The sequence below is a fragment of the Candidatus Rokuibacteriota bacterium genome (assembly GCA_016188005.1).
Lineage (GTDB): Bacteria > Methylomirabilota > Methylomirabilia > Rokubacteriales > CSP1-6 > UBA12499.
In genome coordinates this window covers 17,722-41,118 of sequence record JACPIQ010000062.1, presented here as the reverse complement: position 1 = coordinate 41,118, position 23,397 = coordinate 17,722, and the positions used below count along the sequence as shown (strand labels likewise).

23 protein-coding genes are annotated in these 23,397 nt (G+C 71.4%); 5 read left to right on the top strand and 18 right to left on the bottom strand.

The genetic code is table 11. The features are described 5' to 3' along the window. Positions 1-136: 136 nt before the first annotated feature. The 8 genes from HYV93_11780 to rhaD all read right to left on the bottom strand — a co-directional run bounded on the left by HYV93_11780 (position 137) and on the right by rhaD (position 9,164). Positions 137-1,468, bottom strand: a complete 1,332-nt coding sequence (locus tag HYV93_11780) for a hypothetical protein (GenBank protein ID MBI2526654.1) — start codon at positions 1,466-1,468, stop codon at positions 137-139. Next, complete coding sequence (locus HYV93_11775) at positions 1,465-2,097, bottom strand: hypothetical protein (GenBank protein MBI2526653.1); 633 nt, start codon at positions 2,095-2,097, stop codon at positions 1,465-1,467. Before HYV93_11775 ends, HYV93_11780 begins: the two co-directional genes overlap by 4 nt. Before the next feature lie 147 nt (positions 2,098-2,244). Next, on the bottom strand, positions 2,245-2,691 hold the full coding sequence (locus tag HYV93_11770) for a hypothetical protein (protein MBI2526652.1): 447 nt from the start codon (positions 2,689-2,691) through the stop codon (positions 2,245-2,247). Beyond that, positions 2,692-3,717, bottom strand: a complete 1,026-nt coding sequence (locus tag HYV93_11765; GenBank protein MBI2526651.1) for a glycosyltransferase family 4 protein — start codon at positions 3,715-3,717, stop codon at positions 2,692-2,694. Beyond that, positions 3,714-5,366: an acetolactate synthase gene (locus HYV93_11760; protein MBI2526650.1), complete on the bottom strand. Its 1,653-nt coding sequence runs from the start codon at positions 5,364-5,366 to the stop codon at positions 3,714-3,716. The genes HYV93_11765 and HYV93_11760 overlap by 4 nt, the downstream gene beginning before the upstream one ends. Positions 5,367-5,381: 15 nt before the next feature. Next, complete coding sequence (locus tag HYV93_11755) at positions 5,382-6,089, bottom strand: hypothetical protein (protein ID MBI2526649.1); 708 nt, start codon at positions 6,087-6,089, stop codon at positions 5,382-5,384. 87 nt (positions 6,090-6,176) lie between these two features. Beyond that, complete coding sequence (locus HYV93_11750) at positions 6,177-7,097, bottom strand: LLM class flavin-dependent oxidoreductase (GenBank protein ID MBI2526648.1); 921 nt, start codon at positions 7,095-7,097, stop codon at positions 6,177-6,179. Between the two features lie 3 nt (positions 7,098-7,100). Next, positions 7,101-9,164, bottom strand: coding sequence for a bifunctional rhamnulose-1-phosphate aldolase/short-chain dehydrogenase (gene rhaD, locus HYV93_11745; protein ID MBI2526647.1), 2,064 nt, complete (start codon positions 9,162-9,164; stop codon positions 7,101-7,103). A 163-nt stretch (positions 9,165-9,327) separates the two neighbouring features. Here rhaD and HYV93_11740 point away from each other — a divergent pair, with 163 nt between their 5' ends. From HYV93_11740 to HYV93_11725, 4 genes are all read left to right on the top strand, one after another. Continuing rightward, complete coding sequence (locus tag HYV93_11740) at positions 9,328-10,947, top strand: long-chain fatty acid--CoA ligase (protein ID MBI2526646.1); 1,620 nt, start codon at positions 9,328-9,330, stop codon at positions 10,945-10,947. 154 nt (positions 10,948-11,101) lie between these two features. Next, positions 11,102-11,350: a GIY-YIG nuclease family protein gene (locus tag HYV93_11735; GenBank protein ID MBI2526645.1), complete on the top strand. Its 249-nt coding sequence runs from the start codon at positions 11,102-11,104 to the stop codon at positions 11,348-11,350. 152 nt (positions 11,351-11,502) lie between these two features. Beyond that, the gene (locus HYV93_11730) at positions 11,503-11,937 is read left to right on the top strand and encodes a CBS domain-containing protein (GenBank protein ID MBI2526644.1); all 435 of its coding nucleotides are present in this window, start codon (positions 11,503-11,505) and stop codon (positions 11,935-11,937) included. 10 nt (positions 11,938-11,947) lie between these two features. Continuing rightward, positions 11,948-13,348 (top strand): FAD-dependent oxidoreductase, encoded by a 1,401-nt coding sequence (locus HYV93_11725; GenBank protein MBI2526643.1) that lies wholly within the window; start codon positions 11,948-11,950, stop codon positions 13,346-13,348. On the opposite strand, the gene HYV93_11720 is transcribed toward HYV93_11725, so the two are convergent. From HYV93_11720 to accC, 8 genes are all read right to left on the bottom strand, one after another. Continuing rightward, positions 13,345-14,460, bottom strand: coding sequence for a M48 family metallopeptidase (locus tag HYV93_11720; GenBank protein ID MBI2526642.1), 1,116 nt, complete (start codon positions 14,458-14,460; stop codon positions 13,345-13,347). The two genes, HYV93_11725 and HYV93_11720, sit on opposite strands and share 4 nt — an antisense overlap. After that, positions 14,447-15,559: a DUF898 family protein gene (locus HYV93_11715; GenBank protein MBI2526641.1), complete on the bottom strand. Its 1,113-nt coding sequence runs from the start codon at positions 15,557-15,559 to the stop codon at positions 14,447-14,449. Before HYV93_11715 ends, HYV93_11720 begins: the two co-directional genes overlap by 14 nt. Positions 15,560-15,628: 69 nt before the next feature. Further along, positions 15,629-16,303 (bottom strand): amino acid ABC transporter permease, encoded by a 675-nt coding sequence (locus HYV93_11710; protein ID MBI2526640.1) that lies wholly within the window; start codon positions 16,301-16,303, stop codon positions 15,629-15,631. Between the two features lie 205 nt (positions 16,304-16,508). After that, positions 16,509-17,234: an amino acid ABC transporter permease gene (locus tag HYV93_11705; GenBank protein MBI2526639.1), complete on the bottom strand. Its 726-nt coding sequence runs from the start codon at positions 17,232-17,234 to the stop codon at positions 16,509-16,511. Between the two features lie 122 nt (positions 17,235-17,356). After that, positions 17,357-18,214, bottom strand: a complete 858-nt coding sequence (locus HYV93_11700) for a transporter substrate-binding domain-containing protein (GenBank protein ID MBI2526638.1) — start codon at positions 18,212-18,214, stop codon at positions 17,357-17,359. Positions 18,215-18,224: 10 nt separating this feature from the next. After that, complete coding sequence (locus tag HYV93_11695; GenBank protein MBI2526637.1) at positions 18,225-18,950, bottom strand: amino acid ABC transporter ATP-binding protein; 726 nt, start codon at positions 18,948-18,950, stop codon at positions 18,225-18,227. A gap of 16 nt (positions 18,951-18,966) precedes the next feature. Further along, on the bottom strand, positions 18,967-19,464 hold the full coding sequence (locus HYV93_11690) for a hypothetical protein (protein ID MBI2526636.1): 498 nt from the start codon (positions 19,462-19,464) through the stop codon (positions 18,967-18,969). 16 nt (positions 19,465-19,480) lie between these two features. Continuing rightward, positions 19,481-20,986 carry an acetyl-CoA carboxylase biotin carboxylase subunit gene (gene accC / locus HYV93_11685; protein ID MBI2526635.1) on the bottom strand — a complete coding sequence of 502 codons (1,506 nt, stop codon included), beginning with the start codon at positions 20,984-20,986 and terminating at the stop codon, positions 19,481-19,483. Positions 20,987-21,120: 134 nt separating this feature from the next. Between accC and HYV93_11680 the strand changes: the two genes are divergently transcribed. Further along, positions 21,121-21,513 (top strand): carboxymuconolactone decarboxylase family protein, encoded by a 393-nt coding sequence (locus HYV93_11680; protein MBI2526634.1) that lies wholly within the window; start codon positions 21,121-21,123, stop codon positions 21,511-21,513. Between the two features lie 79 nt (positions 21,514-21,592). Here the strand turns inward: HYV93_11680 and HYV93_11675 are convergent, their stop codons facing one another. Continuing rightward, the gene (locus tag HYV93_11675) at positions 21,593-21,937 is read right to left on the bottom strand and encodes a DUF305 domain-containing protein (GenBank protein ID MBI2526633.1); all 345 of its coding nucleotides are present in this window, start codon (positions 21,935-21,937) and stop codon (positions 21,593-21,595) included. Continuing rightward, positions 21,937-23,301, bottom strand: coding sequence for a YncE family protein (locus HYV93_11670; protein ID MBI2526632.1), 1,365 nt, complete (start codon positions 23,299-23,301; stop codon positions 21,937-21,939). The genes HYV93_11675 and HYV93_11670 overlap by 1 nt, the downstream gene beginning before the upstream one ends. Positions 23,302-23,397: the final 96 nt, after the last annotated feature.

Here is a 23,397-nt window from a genome sequence, read left to right as displayed (position 1 = left end):
GCCCGAGCCAGCGCGGCGGCTGGCGGTGGGCTTTGACTTGCTCCCGACTCCGTAGTAACTACGCTCCTCGGGCGAGAATCGCGCGTGATTTCAGCCCGTTTCCCGAAGCGCCCACCAGCTCCGGGGTAAACTCACGCTAGTCGTAGATGCCGGCGAGGAACCAGGTGGAGCCGTCATGGCTGAGCCGGCAGAGCGTGCCGCCCTCGAGCTCCACGTCCCACTCGTCCTGGAAGAAGGGGCGCTCGCCCCACCACTCCCCCGAGGCGCGCCATGGCCCCGCGCTGGCGACGATGCTCCCCGTGAGGAGATCGGAGCGGAGATGCACGGGGCGGCCGGCGGTGAGCCTCACCGCGGCGGGGCGGGGCGGGCGGAGGCGGCAGAGTGCCAGCACGGCCCCTCGCGCCTCGCCGCCTTCTCCCTCCTCTCTCTCCCCCCTCGCGCCTCCTCCTCCCCTTCGTCCTCCCTCGGAAGCCTCGGCGAGGCGGAACGGCTCGAGCCGCATGGCGTCGGGACGGTGGCTGTCGAGGAGCACGGGGACGCCGATGCGCTCCGGCCCCATCAGCGCGGCGAGCCGGGCGAGGGTCTCGGCGAGGGCGCGGGGGCTCGACCGGGAGGAGCCAATCAGCGTCTCCTGGACCGAGGGGACGCGGACCGGCTGGGCCCGGAGCGTGATGCCGGTGACGGCCGCCCGGGGGGGGCGGGACTCGAGCGCCACGCGGAGCAGGTGAACAACGATACCGGGGTCCGCCGTGGGGACGGCGGCGACGAACCGCCCGTCGTGGGATGTCCCATCGTCGAGTCGGCAGGACCACTCGAAGGCATCGCCCGACAGCCCCTCGCGAGAGAGACGGGCGCATACCCGCCCGGCGAGATCGGCAAGATGGGCGACGATGGGCTCGAGCGTGTCCATCGCCCAGTCGCCCTCGACATTCTCTTCGAGCATGCGGGGAGGCGCCCAGGGGGAGAGCGGGCGCGGGTCCTCTCCGCGAGCGAGCGCCTGGAGCCGCGGGCCGTCGGCGCCGAGCCGCTCGAAGAGGGCCGGGGTCGGGAGCCGGCTGAGCTCGCCCAGCGTCCGGATCCCCCAGCGCTCCAGGAGCCGCGCCGTCTCCTTCGGAAGATCGAGGAGGGCAAGCGGGGCGGGGGCGAGATAGGCGGCCTCGTCGCCCGGGGGAATGACCGCGACGCCGTCTCCCCAGCGCGCCGCCAGGAGGGCGCCGGCCCGGCTCCCGGCAATGCCGACCCGCACCGAGAGCCCCAGCTCGGCCGCCACCTGACAGAGCCGCTCGCCGATCTCGGCCTCTTCACCGAAGAGCCCCCTGAGACCGGTGGCGTCAAGATAGGCGAGTCCCGGCCCCGCGCTTTCCACCCGGGGCGAGTGAGCCAGCGCCACCTCCAGCAGGGCGCGCTGTTCCGCCTCCCCGAGCGGGAGCGCCTCATCGCGGGCCAGGAGACAGCTGATCCGCCTCATAGCCGCCACGAGAAAGTCCACACTCCCTCTGCCGGGAGTGGAGAAGGCGCGTGTGAGCGGAGCACGCGGACCCGGGAGAGGAGGCCAGCAAGCCGCGTGGGGCGCGGCGATCCGACCCACTGCGCTCGCCCGCGCTCCACCTCCAGCACGAGGCCGGCGGCGGCGCCCGCGACATGGCGAGAGGCGCGGAGGACCAGCGCCGCCCCGCTTCCTTCCACCGCGCGCTGGAGCCGCCGCCACGCGGCGGGAGGAACGGGTTGCCGTCGGCTCAACAGCCTCTCGTCAAGGTCGAGAGCCACCACGGCGAATCCCGGGCAGCGCGCCAGGAGATCGGCCGCCCTCAGCGCCCGGAGAGTGTCTCCCCCGCAGCGCACCCAGAGGAACGAGGAGAGATCCGCCCCCGCCGCCGCGGCCGCCGCCGGGTCGAAGGCATCGGCCCCGTCCACGAGAGCCGCGAGCCGTCCTCTGGTCGTGGCGCGGGCGAGCAGGGCCAGGAGCAGGCTCTCGCCACCCGAGGACCAGGGGCCGACGATCTCGCTGAGCCGCCCTCGGGGGAAGGCGCCCAGCAGGAGGTCGACCTCCGTGGAACCCCGCCCTGGCGGAGGCAAGGTCTCGATCGGAATGGCCATGGGGCATCGCCCTGTACTACCGGGTTCCGATATTACACATCACGTGTTGAGTGTAATCAAGCTCGACATATGGGGGGTCATGTGGGCTGGAACCGCCAGATATGGAAGACCTGGCTCTGGCTCCCGGCCGGCCGGGTCAGGGCCGATCTATCCGCCGCCCTCGCCGGAGAACTCCTTCCTGGTCATGAGCAATGGAACCAGGGCGGCGGCAAACAGGATGGTGTTGAAGGCCGCGTTGAAGACGACCCCGAAATGGAGGGTGATCGAGGTGTCCACGACGAACCACACGAGCATCCCCGCGGCCAGGCAGTTCCACGCCCACCTCTGCTTCTGGCGAAACGGGTGCCACGCGACGAACGCCATCATCACCCCCCAGCCGGCGACCGTCGCTCCCACCACACCATAGATCCACCCCTGGAACAGCAGCGCCGCCGCGGCCGGCTCCCCGTCGCCCCAGAACACCGGGTCGACTCGCCTGTTGAACAGGACATCGAAGAGCGCTGTTCGACTCAGGAATGCCAGCAGGAGGCCGAACACCGACGTGAGCACGCTGAGGACGACCAGCCATCGCTGCCAGAACAGGAAGTGACTCATCTACAGGCCGCCAGTCAAGAGCGCCTCCATGCGGGCCGTGGCGCGCTCCCAGTCGAAGCGGCTGCGGATCCACGCCCGCCCTGCCCGCGCCAGCCGGTCGCGGAGGTCGGGCTCGTCCACCAGGCGCGCGAGCGCCCGGGCCAGCGCGTCCACGTCGCGCCGGCGAACCACCAGCGCGGTCTCGCCGTCCAGGGCGTAGTCGCGGCAGCCGCCATTATCGTAGGTGACCAGCGCCGCCCCGCAGGTCATGGCCTCCATGGGCGGCATCCCGAGCCCTTCGTCCCAGGACGGGCAGAGGTAGATGGGGCAGCGGCTGTAGAGCCAGGCCAGGCGCTCCTGGGGGAGGTTCTCGAGGAACTCGTCGTACGGCAGCGGCGTGCGCGGCGTCTTGACCCCGAACCCCACCAGCCTCAGCTCCGCGCGCCGCGCGCTCACCCGCGCGTAGGCGTCGAGCCCCTCGGGCACGCCCTTCCAGTCGTACTCGTGGTGGAGCATCAGCACGCGCAGGAGCCCATCCTCCCGCTCGGGCGGCACCGGGTGGAAGAGCGCCGGGTCCACCGGCGTCACCAGCACCGGGGCCTCCTGCCCGAAGCGCTCGCGCATGATGCCGGCCAGCCACGTGGAGATGACGATCTTCCGGAGCGGGAGGCGATAGGTCTCATCCACGCGGGCGGGCTCACCATGGTAGAGGCTCTCGTAGTGCTGCACGAGATAGAACTTCCTGCCGCAGCGCGCCGGCGCCGCAGCCACGGCGGGCGCCGATTGCCAGGCCGTCGCGACCAGCGCGTCGCCATCCGGCAGAAGCTCGGGCTCCCATGAGCCGACCCAGCGCACCCGGGCGCGGAGGCCCGGCATCCAGTCGGGGCCGCGACCCCCGCGGTTGCGCCACCAGGCCTTGACGTCGCTCCCGGCCGGCACGAGCACCGACACCTCGTGCCCGCGCCCGGCCAGACGGTCCGCGTAGGTCAGGATCGCCCGCACACCGCCGGCGATGCGGAGATGCGGCGTCAGGAAGGCGATCTTCAAATGGCCATGGAGACCTGGCCCGTCCGGCGATAGGCCCCCGGGTCCAGGACCACGTTGAGGCACCAGACCTCGTCCGACGCCAGCGCGCGCTCCAGGGCCGGACGCACCGCCTTCGGATCGGTGAGGTGCGCGCCCCGGCCTCCGAGGGCCTCCACCATCAGGTCGTAGCGCGTGAAGGGCAGCGAGGTGGCCACGGCCCGCTCCTCGCCGAAGAAGGAGAGCTGGGGGTTGCGGATCTGCCCCCAGCCGCCGTCGTTACCGACGATCACGGTGATGGGCAGGCCGAAGCGCACGGCCGTCTCCATCTCCATGCCGTTGAGCCCGAAGGCGCCGTCCCCCGCGATCAGGAGCACCCGCTGGTCGGGGCGCAAGAGCTTGGCGGCGATGGCGAAGGACGGCCCGACGCCGAGGCAGCCGAAGGGGCCCGGGTCGAGCCACTGGCCGGGGCGCCGGAGCGCCACGATCTTCGAGGCGCAGCCCACCACGTCCCCGCCGTCTCCCACCACGGTCGTGCCCGCGTCCACCACGGCGGCGATCTCGTGGGCCATCCGGTAGTGGCTGATGGGGACGCCGTCCGACTGCCGCTCCACGGCGAGCTTTGCCTGGCTGTCGGTCTCCTTCCGCCTCACGGCCTCGCGCCACCGCTCCACCCGGCCGGAGAGTCCGGCCGGCAGGGCGTCGGCCGCCTGGCGGAGAATGAGGCCGGTGTGGCCGCAGAGACCGAGGGCCAGGGGGCGGTTCCGGCCCAGCTCCACCGGGTCCGAGTCCACCATCACCACCCGCGCCGCCTCGGCGAAGCTCGGCGGCCGGCCGTAGCCCAGGCGGAAATCGAGCGGCGTCCCCAGGACGAGCACGAGGTCGGCCTGGCCGAGGGCGAACCCCCGCGCCTGGGAGAAGGCCTGCGGATGATCGCTCGGCAGGCAGCCGCGCCCCGCGCCGTTCATGAACACCGGCACGCCCGCGCGCTCGGCGAAGGCTGCGAGGTCCTTGGCCGCGCCATCCCAGTAGACGCCGCTGCCCGCGATCACCACGGGACGCTCGGCACGGGCCAGGAGATCCACCAAGCGCTGGATCGAGTCGGGATCGGCCGCCTGGCGCTCGCGGTGGACGTACGCCGTGGGGATCGGCGCCAGCCGATCCTCGATCATGGTCATGAGGAGATCCACCGGGATCTCGACGAAGACGGGCCCCGGCCGCCCGGTGAGCGCGCTGCGGATGGCCGTGGTGAGCACCTCCGGGATCTGCCGCGTCTCGGGCACGGTCCACGCGCCCTTCGTGATCGGCCGGAGCAGCGCCACCTGCTCGGTTTCCTGCAGCGCGCCGAGCCCGCGAAGCCCCAGCGGGGCGGCGCCGCCGATGAGTAGCAGCGGGCTCCGCGCCGAGTACGCATTGGCCACGCCCGTGACGGCGTCGGTGACGCCGGGCCCCGCCGTCACCACCGCCACGCCGATGTTCCGCGTGAGCCGCGCATAGGCATCCGCCGCATGCGCTGCCGCCTGCTCGTGGCGCATGTCCACGACCCGGAGCCCTTCCGTCACGCAGCCGTCGTAGATGGGCAGGATGTGGCCACCGCAGAGGGTGAAGATGTGCCCGACGCCCGCCTCCTTGAGCGTGCGCGCTACCAGATGTCCGCCGGTCAGGTCGGCCATGGGAGATCCTCCGCCCTACCAGAACCTCTCCCAGCGGATGCTCTTGCGGTCCATCCCCTTCCGCACCAGTGCCTCGCGCACCTGCTTGATGGTCGCCTCCCCGCCGCAGACGTAGACGAGCAAGCGGTCCACGCTGTGGACGAGCCGGTCCACCACCTCATGGGCCTCGCCCTTCTCGCCGCGCCAGCCCGGCGGCGCCTCGCGCACGGCGGGGAAGTGGGAGAAAGACGGGTACCGCCGGGCCAGTGAGCGGAACTCCGCGTCGTAGATCAGCCACGAGGGATCGCGCGCCCAGAAGATGAGGGCGCTGGGCCGCCCGTAGCCGGTTTCGTAGAGCTCGCTGAGGATGGAGCGGATGGGCACGATGCCGATCTCCTCCGCGACGAACAGCGCGCGCCGCGGGTCGGCGCGGGTGAACACGAAGCCGCCGGTGGGCCCCTTGAACTGGACGGGGTCGCCCGGCTTGAGCGAGCGCACCCACTCCGACCCCAGGCCGGCGGGCGCGACGTCCACCGAGAGGGTGATCACCCGCCGCCGTGTCGGCGACGAGGCCATACTGTAGGCTCGGACGGTCTTCGGACCGAAGGGGACGGAGACCCACTGGCCGGCCTGGAAGTCGAGCGCGTCGGGCTCGACCATGCGAAGGTCCACCTCGATCACGTCGCGAGTGAGCGAGCGAACCGCCAGCACCTCGGCCCGGCACTGTCGCGCCCTCTGTGCCACGGGCTACCCTCCCCCCGGGGTCAGGTCTTGAAATCCTGCACTTTGTGCAACTCTTCCCATACTGTCGGAATTCAAGACCTGACCCCATCAGGTGAAGCGGGGGACGATGTCGGCCGCCAGCGCCTCGACCATCTCGGCCTGCTCCTCCGGCCGGCAGATGGGGTTCAGCACGAAGTAGCGGCAGCCCGCCCGGATGAAGGCCTCGATCCGCTCGGCACAGCGGTCGGGGCTGCCGATGAAGCCGTACTTCTCGGCCAGCGGGCCGAAGTCCTGGGCGTAGCGCCGGCTGAGCCGCTCCACCCAGAGGGCACGCGCCGCCTCCTGGTCGCGCCCCAGCGTGATGAAGGTCAGGTGGGCCGGCGCAAAGCCGTCGAGCGGGCGCCCGGCCGCCTCGGCGGCGGCGCGGATCTTCCCGAGGCTCTCGGCGTAGCGCGGCGCCTGGATCACGTAGGAGATCCAGCCGTCGCCCTGGCGTCCGGCCCGGGCCAGCGCCGCGTCCGACCGCCCGCCGATCCAGACGGGCGGGCCCGGCTGCTGCACCGGCTTGGGATCGATGCTCACCGCATCGAACTGGGTGAAGCGCCCCTTGAAGGAGGCCGGGGTGTCGCGCCAGAGCGTCCGGATCACGTCGATCCCCTCGGTGACGCGCGCCCCGCGCTCGGTGTAGGGCACGCCGCAGGCCTCGAACTCCTTCGGGTTCTCCCCGCCCACCCCCACCCCGAAGATCAGGCGTCCGGCGGAGAGCACGTCCAGCGTGGAGGTGACCTTGGCCACCACCGTGGGGTGGCGCAGCGCCAGGAGGTAGACGGCGCTGCCGAGCCGGATCCGCGTCGTGAGGCCCGCGTAAGCCGCCAGCAGCGTGAGCGACTCGTAGAGCGGGCTGTGGAAGGAGATGTGGTCGCCGGTCCACAGGGAGTCGAACCCGAGGGCCTCGGCGCGCCGGGCGAGCGCGAACTGGCGCTCGGGCGGCTGCGGCGACAGCGAGACGCCGAACCGGATGGGGGGCACGCGCTACCTCGGAAAGGCGTCCTTGACGCCGCCATCCACCGTGAGCGTGCAGCCAGTGGTCTTCGCCGAGCGGTCGGAGGCGAGGAAGAGCACCGCCTCGGCCACGTCCTCGGGCAGGATGGGCCGGGCGAGGATGTTGCGCTTCCGGTAGAACTCCTCCAGCTCGTCCACGGCGATGCCCTGGGCGCGCGCCCGCTCGCGGCGGACCTCGGCGGACCAGAGCCTCGACTCCCGGAACACGGCGTCGGGGTTCACGATGTTCGAGCGGATGCCGTGCGGGCCACCCTCGAGGGCCAGCACCTTGGCGAGCTGGGCCTCCGCCGCCTTGGCCGCCGAGTAGGCGGCGAAGTCCTTGCCGGGCGACATCACGTTCTTCGTGGCGACGAAGACGAAGGTGCCCCCGAGCCCCTGCGCCTCGAGGAGCCGCATCCCCTCGCGCGCCACGAGGAAGTGGCCCGTGGCGTTCACCGCAAAGGAGCGCTCCCAGTCGCCGAGCTCCATGCGATCCACCGGCGCCGAGTGCGCGATGCCGGCGTTGGAGACGACGATGTCGAGCCCGCCATAGGCGCGCACCGTCTCCTCGAAGGCGGCGCGCACGGAGGCCTCGCTCGTCACGTCCAGGCCGAGGCCGAGGGCGCGTCCCGCCCCATGGGCGGTGCGGAGATCGTCGGCCGCCTTGCGCGCCCCGGCCTCGTCCACGTCGGCCAGCACGACGTGCGCCCCCTCGGCGGCCAGGCGCAGCGCCACCGCCCGCCCGATGGCGCCTGCGGCGCCCGTCACCAGCGCCACGCGACGCGACAGCTCACGCTCGGGGGGCGCCTGGGCGAGCTTGTAGAGCTCGAGCGGCCAGTACTCGACGTCGAAGGCATCCTGCGCCGAGAGCGAGACATAGGGCCCGAAGGACGAGGCCGCCCCCAGCACCGAGATCGTGTGGTGATAGATGTCGCTGACGATGCCCGCGGTGCGGCGGTCCTTGCCCGTGGTGAACATGCCGAGTCCCGCCACCACGACGACGCGCGGGTATGGATCCGCGAGCGCCGCCGCCCCCTCCCGGTCATGCGCCCGGATGTAGGCGGTGTAGTCGGCGACGAAGCGCTCCACGGAGGCGCCGAGGGCCGCCTTCACCGCCTCCGGGTCGGCGGGGCGGTCCACAGGGACGAAGCACGGCAGCCGCTTGGTGTAGATCGTGTGGTCCGGAGTGGCCGGGCCCACGTTGCAGAGCGCCTGGGCCTCGCGGGAGGCGGCGAACTCCAGGACGTCGGGCGCATCGTCGAAGAGCACGATGGCGCGGCGCTCCCGGCCCACGAGGCCTCGCAGATGCGGCGCCGCGGCGAGCGCCACGGCTCTCCGCTCCTCGGTGGCCGGCGCGGGGACGGCGACCCCCCCGAAGCGGACCCGCCCGCGGGCCTGCTGCGCGATGGCCTCCTCGGCCCGGCTGATCAGCTCCACCGTCGCCAGGTAGGCCGCCTTCGGCGTCGCGCCCCAGCAGATCGTCCCGTGCTTCTCGAGGAGGATGGCGCGGAGCCCCGGCCGCTGCTGCAGAAGCTCGGCCACCTCGCGCGAGATCCTGAAGCCCGGCCGGCGGTACGGCAGCGCCGCCACCTCGTCACCATAGATCGCGCGGAGGACGTCAGCGGCGCGGGTGTTGTTGGTGAGGGAGACGATCGCGTCGGCATGGGTGTGGATCACCGCCTCGGCCGGCAGGAAGCCGTGCAGCAAGGTCTCGATGGACGGGCGCGCGCCGTCAGGTTCCTGGAGGGCGAAGCGGAGATAGTCCACCATCTCCTGGTCGCCCATGTCCTCGCGCTCGAGGAGCGCCAGGATGTCGTCCAGGCGAACGCCGGGGAAATGCTCCCGCTGGATGCTCTTGAGGTCCGACCCGCTGCCCTTGACCCGCAGCACGCGCGCCGCACGCCCCCGGTGGTCGCGCTCGGCGCGCTTGATGGAGGTGTTGCCGCCGCCCCAGACCACCAGCGAGGTCTCGGCGCCGACGAGGCGGGAGGTGTAGACGAGGAGATCGAGATCGTCGAGGCCGCGGGCCGCCGCGTCGTCCCAGCGCGAGTTCATGCCGCCCTCACCATACCCGAATCACCCAGGCGGGTAAAGGCGACGGCCCCGCGTTGACAGTCCTGCGCGCCGCCCCTATCTTAGGGGCGCCCATGGGGCGGGGCGCCCGCGGCAGCGCGCGACCACCGAAGCCCGCGAGAAAGGACCGGCCATGAAGGGTCTCATGATGGACTACCCGCTCACCCTCACCCAGTTCTTCGAGCGGACCCGCCGGGTGTATCCGAAGAAGGTGCTCGGCACCCGCGTCCCGGGCGTGGGGCTCGAGAAGCTCAGCTACGCCGACTGGGCCGACCGCACGGCGCGCCTGGCCGGGGCCCTCGCGAAGCTCGGCGTGCGGAAGGGCGATCGGGTCGGGACGCTGGCGTGGAACTCCCACCGTCACCTGGAGGTCTACTTCGCGGCGCCCATGATGGGCGCCGTGCTCCACACCGTGAACCTGCGGCTGGCGCCCCAGGACATCACCTACATCGTCACGCATGCCGAGGACCAGGTGCTGATCGCCGATGCGAGCCTCTGGCCCGTCATCGAGCCAATCCGGAAGGACCTCCGGACCGTCCGCCACGTGATCCTGATGAAGGACACGCCCGGCGGGGAGCTCCCCCCCGGCACGCTGGACTACGAGACGCTCCTGCGCGAGGCGACGCCCGTCACCGACTGGCCCCGGCTCGACGAGAACGATGCGGCGGGCATGTGCTACACCTCGGGGACCACGGGCCACCCCAAGGGCGTCGTCTACTCGCACCGGGCCATCTACCTGCACTCCTTCGCCTCGTCCATGGCCGACGCCTTCGGCATCTCGGAGCGCGACGTCATCCTCCACATCGTCCCCATGTTCCACGCCAATGCCTGGTGCGTGCCCTTCGCGGGGGTGCTGAACGGCTCGACCCAGTTCTTCGGCGGCCCCAACCCCCAGCCCCGCGACATCATCGAGATGATCCACAACGAGCGCGTCACCTTCGTGGGCGCGGTGCCCACGGTGTGGATCGCGATCCACTCGATCCTGGAGAAGGAGCCCCAGTGGGACATCTCGTCCGTCCGCTGCATCCCCATCGGGGGGTCGGCGGCGCCGAGGAGCCTGCTGGAGACCTTCGACAAGAAGTACGGCGCCAACATGCTCCACGCCTGGGGCATGACGGAGATGACCCCGCTGGGGACCACGTGTCGGCTCAAGTCCTACATGGAGGCGCTCCCCGACGCCGAGCGCTACGCCATCAAGGCCAAGCAGGGCTACGCCGTGGCCGGCGTGGACCTCCGGATCGTGGACGAGGCCGGCCGCGAGCAGCCCTGGGACGCCAAGAGCGTGGGCGAGATCCAGGTGCGCGGGCCCTGGATCGTCAGCGCCTATCACAACCACCCCACCGGCGAGGCGCAGTTCACCGCCGACGGCTGGTTCCGCACCGGAGATGTGGCCACCATCGACGCCGAGGGGTATGTCCAGATCACCGACCGCACGAAGGACCTGATCAAGTCCGGCGGCGAGTGGATTTCCAGCGTGGACCTCGAGACGACCATCATGGGCCACCCGAAGGTCCTGGAGGCCGCCGTCATCGCGGTGCCCCACGAGCGCTGGCAGGAGCGCCCGCTGGCCTGCGTGGTGCCCAAGCCCGAGTACCGGGACTCCCTCACCGCCCGGGAGATCCTCGACTACCTCGCCCCGCGCGTGGCCAAGTGGTGGCTCCCCGACGAGGTGACCTTCATCGAGGCCGTCCCCAAGACCAGCGTGGGCAAGTTCGACAAGAAGGTCCTGCGCCAGCGCTTCAAGGACTGGCCGCCGAAGGCGTGAGCCTCCTCCAGGCGACCGTGGCCGACGTCGAGAGCCGGCTCTCCTCCCTGCCCGCGGAGTGCCGCGCGCTCTGGATGCGCATCCTCGAGCCCCCCGGCCCCGGCCCAGGCTGAGCAGGCCGGACCGGCGCGCGCCGCCGTCAACCGGGGCCAGCATGCCCTGCATCTACATCCTGCGCTGCCGGGACGGGTCCCTCTACACGGGCAGCGCCAAGGACCTCGCCCGGCGGCTCGCGCAGCATCGGAACGGGCGCGCCTCGCGCTACACCCGCTCGCGGCTACCCGTCGAGCTGGTCTGGGCGCGCCGGGTGCGCGCGTGGCGCCAGGCGCTGAGAGAAGAGCGCCGGATCAAGTCGCTCACTCGCCCGCAGAAGGAGGCGCTGCTGCGGGCAGAGACCCCATGACGCGGGGCCCCGGAACTCCCCCCTGAGCCGGTCGGCTCATGTTCGCGGGGCGGAAATTTGTTATCGTCACTCGTGTGTCGCACGCGCCCGGATCTGGGGGTCCAGGGCAATCGGACCGAAGGGGCCTGTCGGCTCCCGAAGGAGGGTCTCCCATGAACATCGCACACCTGCTCGCGAGGAAGGGGCGCGGGGTGGTCACGATCCGGCCGGAGGAGACCATCCGGCAGGCGCTCGGCCTCCTCGTCCAGCACAAGATCGGCGCCCTGGTCGTCGTGGACGGCCGCCAGCAGCCGGTTGGGATCCTCTCGGAGCGCGACATCGTGCGCGGGGCGGCGCGGGACGAGGGCGTGTTCGCCCTGGTGGTGAGCGGGCTGATGACGCGAGACGTGATCATCGGCGCCCCGCACGATGACGTGCAGACCGTCGCCCACACCATGACCGAGCGGCGGATCCGCCACGTCCCCGTGATGGACCAGGGGGCGCTGGTGGGGATCGTCTCCATCGGGGACCTGGTGAAGGCGCAGCGCGACCAGTACGAGGGAGAGCTGGAGACCTTGCAGACCCAGCTCCTGGCGAAACAGACCTGAGAGGCCTCCAATGATCCGACCTGGAACCGAGGCGCAGCCGCTGCGTGTCGCCATCGTCGGCGCCGGCCCCACGGGGTTCTACGCCGCCGACCAGCTGCTCAAGCAGGAGGGGCTCGTCGCCGGGATCGACGCGTTCGACCGCCTGCCGACCCCCTATGGGCTGGTGCGGGCCGGGGTGGCGCCGGATCACCAGAAGATCAAGTCCGTGACGGCCGCCTTCGAGAAGGTCGCCGGCCACCCGCGCTTCCGCTTCTTCGGCGGAGTCGAGCTGGGCAAGCACGTCAGCGTGGACGACCTCCGCCGGCACTACCACCAGCTCGTCTACTGCACGGGCGCCCAGACTGACCGGCGCATGGGGATCCCGGGCGAGGATCTTGCCGGGAGCCACCCGGCCACGGAGTTCGTGGCCTGGTACAACGGGCACCCCGACTACCGCGATCTGCACTTCGATCTCTCACAGGAGCGGGCGGCGGTGGTGGGGGTCGGCAACGTGGCCGTGGACGTGGCGCGGATCCTCTGCCGCACCCCGGGGGAGCTCGTGGCCACCGACATCGCGGACCACGCGCTGGAGGCGCTGCGCAAGAGCCGGATCAGGGAGGTCTATCTCCTTGGGCGCCGCGGCCCGGCCCAGGCGGCCTTCACCAACCCCGAGATCAAGGAGCTGGGCGAACTGGCCGACGCCGACATCGCGGTGCGCCCGGAGGAGGTGGCGCTGGACGACCTGAGCCGCGCCGCCCTGGAGCGCGACCCGGATCGGGCCACGCTCAAGAAGGTCGAGATCCTCCAGGGCTTCGCGCGCCGCCAGCCCGGCGGCAAGGCGCGCACGCTGACGCTACGCTTCCTGATCTCCCCGGTGGAGCTCATCGGCAACGCCGCGGGCGAGGTGGGGGCGATGCGGCTCGTCCGGAACGCGCTGCACGCCTCGGCCACCGGCACGCTCCAGCCGAAGCCGACCGGCGCGGTCGAGGAGCTCCCGGTGGGCCTGGTATTCCGCTCCGTGGGCTATCGGGGCGTCGCGCTGCCGGGGGTGCCGTTCAACGAATCCTGGAACGTCATCCTCAACGAGAAGGGGCGCGTCCTCGACCCCGGCACGAAGCAGCCCGTGGTGGGTGAGTACGCCGCGGGCTGGATCAAGCGGGGGCCGAGCGGCGTGATCGGCACCAACAAGCCCGACGCCGCCGAGACGGTAGCCTGCATGCTCGAGGATCTCGGGGCCGGGCTCACGCTGCAGCCCGCCGCGCCCACCGCGCAGGCCGCCGAGCGGCTCATCCGGGAGCGCCAGCCGAAGTGCTTCTCCTTCCAGGACTGGCTCAGGCTCAACGAGCTGGAGGTGAGCCGGGGCCAGGCCGCCGGCCGGCCGCGCGTCAAGTTCACGCGCGTGGAGGAGATGCTGGAGGCCCTCGGCCGCTAGCCGCAGATGCGGCGGATGTCGGCCCACTCGTAGCCTTCGAGGAGCCGTACCGGGGGCCTCTGGCCCCCGCCGCGGGCCAGCTGGCGGAGCCGGGCGAGGCGATCCCCGGTCGCGGGGTGCGTCGAGAGGTACTTGAGCACGGCGGGGGCCGCGGCGCGCTGGGACTCCATCCCCTCGAAGAACGCGATCATGCCCGCGGGGTCGACGCGCGCCGCCAGGAGCAGCTGGAGCCCCTCGGCATCGGCCTCCTCCTCCGCTGCGCGGCTGTAGCGCAAGGCCCCGAGCACGCGCGCGCTCTCGAGCCCGTAGGCCATGACGCCGCTCACGTCGCCGGTCACCGCGGTGAAGAGGAGCCCCGTGGAGACGTGCTGCACCAGCGCCTTCGTCGCGTGGCGCTGGAGCACGTGCTCGATCTCATGGGCCAGCACGCCAGCCAGCTCCTCGGGGGTGCGCGTGCGCTCGAGGAGACCCCGGAAGAGCACGATGAAGCCACCGGGGGCCGCGAGCGCGTTCACCGTCGCGTCGTTCACGACGGTGACACGGAACGTGTAGGGGAGGCGCGGCAGCGGCGCCGTGAGCGTTCTGACGAGGTCGTCGATCACGCGCTGGCGCGCCGGCTCCGCGCAGGCCTTTCCCGCCGGGACCAGCTGCTCGACGATCGACCGGCCGAGCCGCTCTTCCCACGAGACGGGCACGCGCGCGGCCACGACCCGCGCCGCGGCAGGGATCCCCCACAGGTAGAGGGCGGCCCCGATGCCGAGCACCGCCACCGCGGCGAGCGCCGTGAGCCGGACGCGCCGCGCGCGGCGGCCCGGGTGATGGAAGCGCGAGGCCGGCTCGGGCGCGATCGCGTGGAGGCTCGCCAGGAATCCGGGATCGGCCACCAGCAGGGCCTCGGTGAGGTCCCGGCCCCGCTCGAGGCGCACCTGCTCTCCCTCGTAGAAGCCCTGCGTCTGCCGGATCTCGCCGTACGGCCACCAGAAGGTCCCGCCGCTCGCCGTGGTCACCTCGAGGCCGCCTCGCATGAGCCGGATCTGGGCGGGCTGGCGGGCCGGCGTCCGCCCGTCGAGGTAGACGCCCTCCCAGTCGCTCCTGACGCTACCCGAGGTCAAAGCCGCCGCCCGCGTCCAGAAGGCCGGCGAGCCCCTCGCCGGTGGCCGAGGCGGCCCGGGCGTCCTGCTGGATGGCCGTGAGGTCCAGCGGCCCCTCGAGCGTCAGGTACCGGAAGGCGAACCGGATCGTGCGCACCTTGGCCCACGGCCAGCCGAGCCCCAGGGTCAGCACCAGGAGGAGGAGGTTGCCGGCCAGCAACCGGAAGAGCGGAGCCGCGGTGACCGCGCAGCGGAAGCGCGCCGCGCCGAACGTCGTGTGGTCCCAGAGGTACCGGCGCCGGCGCGCCAGGTACCAGAACCAGACGAGCCCCAGCGTGAACGGTGTCAGCAGCAGCGCCAGAAGGAAGGGCCCGAAGAGATCCCGGCCGGCGCCGGTGAACCCGAACTGCCGGGTCCCGAACCACGCCTGGCCGGCCATGAACGCGTAGCGCTGGACGTCGAAGAACGGGTAGTAGAGGCCGAAGGTCACCGAGCTCACGGCGGAGCCCACGACGAAGATCCGCACGAAGTCCCGCGCCCGGCCCCGGAACGAGAAGCGGATCCCCCGCCACGACGAGCGGCTGAGGCGATAGCGGCGGGCCCCCACGGTCGCCACCGGGATGAACACGACGACCAGGAGATAGACCAGCAGCCCGGCCAGCACCTTGAGCCCCACCCAGACGTCGAGAACGTCGCGCACGAAGCTGAGCACGACGATGGGAACCGCGAAGAACACGATGGCCTTGAGGAAACCGAGGAGGAGCTCCCGCCCCGTCCCGTGATAGGCGAAGCGGTCGCCCTCGATCTCCGACTGGCTCAGCACGTAGGTCCGCACCCGCACCTTCGCCCAGAAGTAGTAGAGGCCCAGCGTGACGAGCGTGAGCAGGGTGTTGACGATGAAGATCCCGAACAGCGAGCCGCCGCTGCCGTGGAAGAAGAGCCGGCGGCTCTCGCGGCGCGGGGCGACGATGCTGGGATCGGTGCGGTAGCTCCCCGAGGACGGGAGCGGGGGCAGCGGCGGTGGCGATGCGGTTCCCCCGGAAGCGGCGTCCCGAGGCGGAGGCGGCTTCCTCGCGAATGGCGACGGCCGCCCGGCGGCGGAGGAGTCAGGGTCTGCCATAGCGGGCACTATCCGGGGCGCTCCCGACCTTGTCAAGCCGGCGGGGCGCGCGGCGCGAGCCGGACGGCCTCAGGCTGGGCCGAGCCTGTGCTCCAGGGAGCGCGCGTAGCGCGACATGGAGTAGGTGCAGATCCAGTACACCACGGCAATGAAGAGGTACAGCTCGAAGGGGCGGATCTCGCGGTTGTTGACGACCTGGGCCGCCTTGGTGAGGTCCATGAAGCCGATGATGGAGGCCAGGGAGGTGTCCTTGAACAGGACGATGAACTGCGTCACCAGCGACGGGATCATGTTCTTGAGCGCCTGGGGGAGGACGACGTGCCGCATCGTCTGCGGCCCCGTGAGCCCCACCGCCGTCGCCGCCTCCACCTGCCCGCGCGGCACCGACTGGATGCCGGCCCGCACGATCTCCCCGAGATAGGCGGCCTCGAAGACCACGAAGGCCACCAGCGCCACCCCGAACTCCGGGATAGCCGTCTGGAGCACCATGGGCATGATGAACCACATCCAGAAGATGACCATCACCAGCGGCACACCCCGGAAGAACTCCACGTAGAGGGTGGCCGGCAGCCGGATCCACGCCTGGGGCGCGAGCCGGCCCAGGCCGATGAAGATGCCCAGCAGGAAGCCCAGCACGATGGCCGGGATGGCCAGCCGCAAGGTCCCCCCCACGAAAGTGCCGAAGCCCAGGAACCCCTGCACCAGCAGGAAGGGCAGGTTGCGCCAGATGACCCCGAGATCCAGCATTACCATGGCGCGGGCACCCGGGCTGTCGCCCGCCCGCGCCGGGCGCCGGGACCTGGGGCTGTCGCCCGCCCGCGCCGGGCGGACGGGCGCAGGGCTGTCGCTGGCCCGCGCCGGGCGCACGCGCCATCGAGTACGTGCCCGCCCTCGGGAACTGCCCGGGCTGTCGCCCGCCAGCGCCGGGCCCGCGACCGCCGCGCGAGACTCATCCGCGCTTCCCTCTGCCGCCCGTGATGAGGCCGGGGATGGCCGTCCGCCGCTCCACCCACCCCATCAGGGAGGCAACGGTCACGCAGAGCACGAGGTAGATGAGAGTCCCCGCCGTCAGCGCCTCGATGGCCTTGGCGGTGTAGGTCTCGATCTGCCGCGTCTGGAAGGTGAGCTCGGCCACGCTGATGGTGAGCGCCACCGAGGAGTTCTTGAGCAGGTTCAGCGACTCGCTGGTGGCCGGGGGGATGATGATGCGCAGCGCGATGGGCAGGAGCACGTAGCGGTAAGCCTGGGTCACGGTGAGCCCCGAGGCCACCGAGGCCTCGAGGAGCGTCCTCGGGATGGACTGGATGCCGGACCGGAGGACCTCGGAGAAGCGCGCCCCGCTGTAGACGCCCAGCGCGCAGACCGCCGCCCAGAGCTCGAGGCCGTGGGCGAAGACCCAGTCCTGCGCGCCGCGCGGCAGGAGCGGCGGCACGCCGAAGTACCAGAAGAACATCCAGACCAGCAGCGGCACGTTCCTGAAGAACTCGACGTAGAAGGTCGCCAGGGCGCGCAGGGGCTTCCAGGGCATCGTGCGGAGGGCGCCCGCCGCGATCCCGAGCGTCACCGCCAGCAGCCAGGCCGCGGCCGACAGCTCGAGGGTGAGGAGCAGGCCGCTGAGCAGCCACTGCCCCGACTGCCCGCTCCACAGCACCGACCAGTTGAACTGGTAGCTCACGGGAAGATGCCCGATGAACTGCCGCCGTGAGGGCAGCGCCGGGGGGCCGGGGCGCCCCCCTCACCCACGGAACGTCACTGGGTTCGGAGCGCCTCCCGGCCCCGCCGCTCGGGCGTTGGCGCTTACTTCGGGATGGCCTGGTAGAGCATGAAGGCGCGGACCGCCGCGGTCATCGGGTACGGCAGCTCGCCCCTGGGGCCGAACCACTTGTCGTAGATCTCGAAGAACTTCCGCGACTCGATCCCGTCCATCAGGCCGTTGTTCACGGCCGCCCGGAAGTCGGAGTCGCCCTTCCGCATCGCCATGCCGTAGGGCTCGTAGGAGTAGAAGTCGCCGACGATCTCCCAGTCCGCCGGGTTCTGCGCCTTGACCTTGAGCCCGGCGAGCTGGATGCCGTCGTTGGTGTAGGCGTCGACCTGGCCCTGCAGTAGCGCCTGGAAGGCCGCGGGCTGGTCGGGGAACTCGCGGAGCTGACCGCTCGGCACCCGCTCGCGGATGATCCGGGCGTTGGTGGAGCCCTGCTGGGCGGCGATCCGCTTGCCGGCGATGTCGCCGATGCCCTTGATGGGGCTGCCCTTCTTGACGAGGAACTGGGCGCCAGTCACGAAGAAGGTGAGGGAGAAGTCCACGCTGTCCCGCCGCGTCCGCGTGTCCGTCATGGTGCCCGCGATGAGGTCCACGGCGTTGGAGGAGAGCAGCGGGATGCGGGTCGGCGGAGTGGATTCCTTCTTCACGAGCTTGACCGGCTTGCCGATCTTCTTCGAGACGGCCGGCACGATGAGCTGCTCCACGAGGTCGATGGAGAAGCCGACCCACTCGTTCTTGGGGTTCACGTAGGCGAAGGGCGGCGACCCCGTGCGGGTGCCGATGGTGAGCTCCCCGGTGCGGCTGATCTTCTCGAGCGTCGTCTCGGCCGGGGCCGGGGTCGTGGCCGCGGCCACGAGTCCTGCGACCAGGAACAGGAAGAGCACTTTCTTCATGACTGCCTCCTTAGTGGGAGAGGATCTTGGACAGGAAGTCCTTGGCGCGATCGGACCTGGGCGCGGCGAAGAACGCCTCGGGCGGCTGCACCTCCACCAGCCGCCCACCGTCCATGAAGACCACCCGATGCGCGACGCGGCGGGCAAAGCCCATCTCGTGCGTCACCACCATCATGGTCATGCCCTCCCGCGCCAGGTCGGTCATGACCTCCAGCACCTCGTTGATCATCTCGGGGTCGAGCGCGGAGGTGGGCTCGTCGAAGAGCATGATGCGCGGCTGCATGGCCAGCGCCCGCGCGATGGCCACCCGCTGCTGCTGGCCGCCGGAGAGGTTGGCCGGGTAGTGATCGGCCTTGTCCGGGATGCGCACGCGCTCCAGCAGGTCGCGCGCGATCTTCCGCGCCTCGGCCCCCGGCAACCCCTTCACCTTCACCGGCGCCAGCATGACGTTCTCGATGGCGGTCATGTGAGGAAACAGGTTGAAGGACTGGAAGACCATCCCCACCCCTGCCCGCAGCCGGGACAGGTTGACCCCGGGGCCGGTGATGGACTGCCCGTGGACGACGACCTCGCCCTGCTGGATCGGCTCGAGCCGGTTCACGCACCGGATGAGCGTGCTCTTTCCCGAGCCCGACGGCCCGCAGACGACCACGACCTCCCCCGCCTCGACCGTCAGGTCGATGTCGTCGAGAACATGCAAGGGGCCGAACCACTTGCCGACACCCCTGAACTCGATGGCGGCCGCCACGGCGTTACTCGACGATCACCAGGATGTCGCCCTGGTTCACGGCCTGCCCCACCTGCACGCGGATCTCGCGGACCGTGCCCCGCACCGTCGCGTCGAACTCGTTCTCCATCTTCATGGCTTCGAGGATGATCAAGCTGTCGCCGGGCTCGACCGCCCGTCCCACTTCCACCTCGATGTGGGTGACCCGACCCGGCATCGGGGCCTTGAGAGTCTGGCCGCCCTGAGGGGCGGCGGCGCCACGGGTGCGGATGATGTAGCGGGTCTCCTCCTCCACCCGGATCCGGTACGTCTCGCCGTCCACCTGGACCACGAAGACGCCGTCCTCCTCGCTCACGTCCGCCACCACCGACTCGCCACCGATCAGGAGCGACCAGATGCCCTCGGCGGCGGGGCGCGCGTCCACCTCCAGCACCCGGCCCTCCACGGCGACCTGGAACAGGCCGTCCTGCCCCGTCACCTCCACGGGCACGGTCGCCCCGTCGAGCTGCGCCTCGAACTTCATGGCCGCGGGGCGGAGATCACAGGGCTCTCCGGGATGGACGGCCGGCCTGCGTCCACGGGCTCGGGCCCGCCGCGGGAGGCAGGGGTGCGCGCTTCCCCGCCTGCTCGTAGGCGGTGAGGGCCGCAGCGATGAGCGCGGCGGTGCGTCGCCGGCCGCCCGCCTCCGCGCGCTCCGCGGCCATGAGCCGCTCCATGAAGGACGTCGACAGGCGCCCCGCCACGAAGTCCGGGTGGCGCATGATGTGCTGCAGGACGGGGATGGTCGTGCGGACCCCGGCCACGTGGTACTCCGCCAGCGCCCGCGTCATCCGGGCGATGGCAGCCTCTCGATCCGCCCCCCAGACGACGAGCTTGGCCAGGAGCGTGTCGTAGAAGCGGGAGACGGTGCAGCCGGCATAGACGCCCGAGTCGTCGCGCACCCACGGGCCGCCCGGGGTGCGGAGGCTCGTGATGCGGCCCGGCGCCGGGATGAAGTTCGCGTACGGGTCCTCGGCGTTGATGCGGCACTCGATGGCCCAGCCGCTCGAGGTCACGTCGTCCTGGGCGAAGCCGAGCTTCTCCCCCGCGGCGATCCGGAGCTGCTCCTTCACGAGGTCGCGCCCCGTGACGAGCTCGGTGACGGGGTGCTCGACCTGCAGCCGCGTGTTCATCTCGAGGAAGTAGAAGTGCCGGTCGCGGTCCACGAGGAACTCCACCGTCCCCGCGTTCACGTAGCTGACGGCCGCCGCCAGGCGGCAGGCGGCCTCGCCCATCCGGCGGCGCATCTCCGGCGTGACGAGGGGCGACGGGCTCTCCTCGACGAGCTTCTGGTGCCGGCGCTGGATGGAGCACTCGCGCTCGCCCAGGTGGACCACATTGCCGTGGCTGTCGGCCAGGACCTGGATCTCGATGTGGCGCGGCTCCTCGACGAAGCGCTCGATGTAGACGGAGGCGTCCCCGAAGGCCGCGCCTGCCTCGGAGCGCGCCGCCCGCAGCGCCGCCGCCAGCTCGGCCGGGCTCCGCACGAGCCGCATCCCCTTGCCGCCCCCGCCCAGGGCGGCCTTGATCATCACGGGGTAGCCCACGTCGGCGGCCACGCGCGTCGCCTCGCCGTCGTCGGCCACGGGATCCTCGGTGCCGGGCACGACCGGGACCTTCATCGCGATGGCGGTGCGGCGCGCCGCCATCTTGTCCCCCATGGCGCGCATGGCCGCGGCCGGCGGCCCGACGAAAGCGAGTCCCGCCCCGGCGCAGGCCTCGGCGAAGGCCGCGTTCTCGGCCAGGAAGCCATAGCCGGGATGGACGGCCTCGGCGCCCGTGGCGCGGGCCGCCGCGAGGATCTTGTCGATGGCGAGGTAGCTCTCGGCCGGCGCGGGCGGGCCCAGATACACCGACTCGTCGGCCATCATGACGTGGAGCGACTCGCGGTCGGCCGCCGAGTGGACGGCCACCGTCGCCATCCCCATCTCGCGGCAGGCCCGGATGACGCGGACCGCGATCTCACCCCGGTTGGCGACGAGGACCTTCCTGAAGGGGGGGCTCACGCGCAGGAATGTTAGCAGGAGTGCCGAATGCGGGCAACGCGGAACGGCCCCGCGGGGACGGTCACGCCCCCACCTCGTGCTAAGCTCGGCCCACTCACTATCCCACACACGCGGGGGACCCCGAGGAGGCAGGCATGGCTCAGAGCGAGATGTACCGGAAGGGCAGCGAGGTACGGCGGCAGCTGCTGGGTGACGCCTATGTCGAGCGGGCGAACCGCACCACCTACAGCGACCCCGTGATGCGGAAGTTCATCGACGTGGCCACCGAGACGCTGTTCGGCGCGCTCTGGACGCGCCCCGGGCTGGACCTCAAGACGCGCACCCTCGTCTGCGTGGTGTCCGATGCGGCGACGGGCCGCGACGCGGAGCTGGCCATCCACCTGCGCATGGCCCTCCGCCAGGGATGGACCGCGGAGGAGCTGACGGAGGCGCTCCTGCACATGTCCGGCTACGTGGGGGTGCCGCTGATCCGCGAGGCGCTCCTCACGGCCAGCCGGGTCTTCGCCGAGCCCGGGGCCGAGGCCTAGGGGGCCAGCCGGCGGGGCGCTCCGGAGGATACCGCCTCCATGGCGCCCACGCGCCCCCGGTTCCCCGGCCCGCCGAGCCTCAAGGTCCCGTCCGATCCACCGGGCCTCGAGTTCCGCCGATCGCCGGGAACCCGCCCGGGTCGAGATCGCGACCGCGGCGGAGCACCGCGAGGCGGCCGTTCATCGCGCTGATCTCCGCCTGCTGGTTCGCGATGATCTCCTCGGCGAGCTGCCGAACCAGGGGATCGCGACCGTGTACGAGCACGACCCGCGCCATCTCGACCGCCCCCGCGTGGTGCGGGATCATCATTGCCAGGAAGTCCCGGTCCGGATCGCCGCTCAGGGCCGCGCCATGCATGGCGGCCATCATGCCCTGCATCGCCGCGTGCATGGCCCCAGAGAATTCCCGCGCCCGGTCCGCCATCAGGCGCTCTGGCTCCGGCTGCCGGGCCGCACGTAGACCAGATTGATGCTCTTCTTGTTCCGGAGCTGGCCGGAGGGAAGACTCAGTGATCCCAGAGGGATCTGCGCCAGGAAGACGGGCGCGAGCGGATTCGAGACGTCAAAAGCGCTCGCCACCGTCTGCCCGGCGGCGGGCGTCCCCGGCAACTCGTCCTGCTCGTGGGCGACGTAGAGCAGGGTGTGAGACGGGTTGGTCCAGAGACCGTGGGCCTCGCGGCCCCGTGTGAAGAACGTCCCCGCCACCTGCCGCCGCCCCGCCGGGGCAGCGCGATCGATGATGGCGATCTGGCTCGAAGCGACCCCGCCGGGTCCTCCGTCGTCGATGCGCGCCAGGCTCACGTAGACGACTCGACCGCGGGCATTCTCGACGAACTCCACGTGGTTGGGCCGGGCCTGTGGTCCGAGGGACACCACATCGACTGACCGGCCGGGGTCGCGCGTGCCGAGGGCGGAGACGCGGTCCGCCAGCTTGTGGGACAGCCACATCTCTGTGCCGTCGGGGGACAGCTTGAGGAAGGGCGTGAACCCGACCGGATCCTGGGCGCGGATGTCCACCACCACCTTGCTCGTCGGCCGCGAGCGCCCCTCGGCGTCATAGTCCACGCTGATGATCTCCACCTGCGACATCTTCTGGCTCGCCACGAAGGCGAGACGGCCGTCCGCGGAGAACCAGACCTGGGCAGGCCCGTTGAGGGTCGAGACATAGCTCCGCAGCGCCGTGGACTCGCCACCCCCGCTCGCCCTGAACGCCGTCTCCGCATCGATGACTGCGATCCGATCCTCGCCTCTGACCGTGACCCAGATCTCCTTGCCGTTGCGCGTGAAGGTCGGCTCGTGGGGCTCGCGCCCCACGAGGATACCCGTGGTGAGTCGCTCGGCGTTCGTGGTGGGCCCGGCCTGGGGGTTGGGTGTGCTGCCGATCACGCGCTTGGCCGTCGTGTCCGTGATGTACACGTTGCTGCTTCCCCGCCCGGTCGAGACGACGTAGCGCCCGTCCGGCGACGGAACCGCCCCGTGAATGAGGATGGCTCCGTGATAGAGCGGCTTGGCGATCATGGCGGCATGGGTCGGCATGACCCCGCCCGTCACGAACCGAAATGGCGGACGCGGGTCCTCGTCGAAGCTCGTGAGGTTGACGGTGGTCTCCACTCGGTTGGACCGCGGATCGATGACTGCCAGAGTGTTCGAGTCTTCATTGCAGATGAACACGCGATCATTGGGCTCGATGGCGGCCCCGGTGGCCGGCTGGGCAACGGCCTGCCCCACCACGGCCACCACAGCTCCGGCCGCCGCGCCCTTGAGGACGTCCCTTCGAGGGATCTCCATGGTCGCCTCCTCGTGTCGAGTCGACATTCCGCTTCCTCCCCGAGATCCGGGCCCGCTGAGACCGATACTACACCTCAGGGGAAGCGCTCCTCGAGG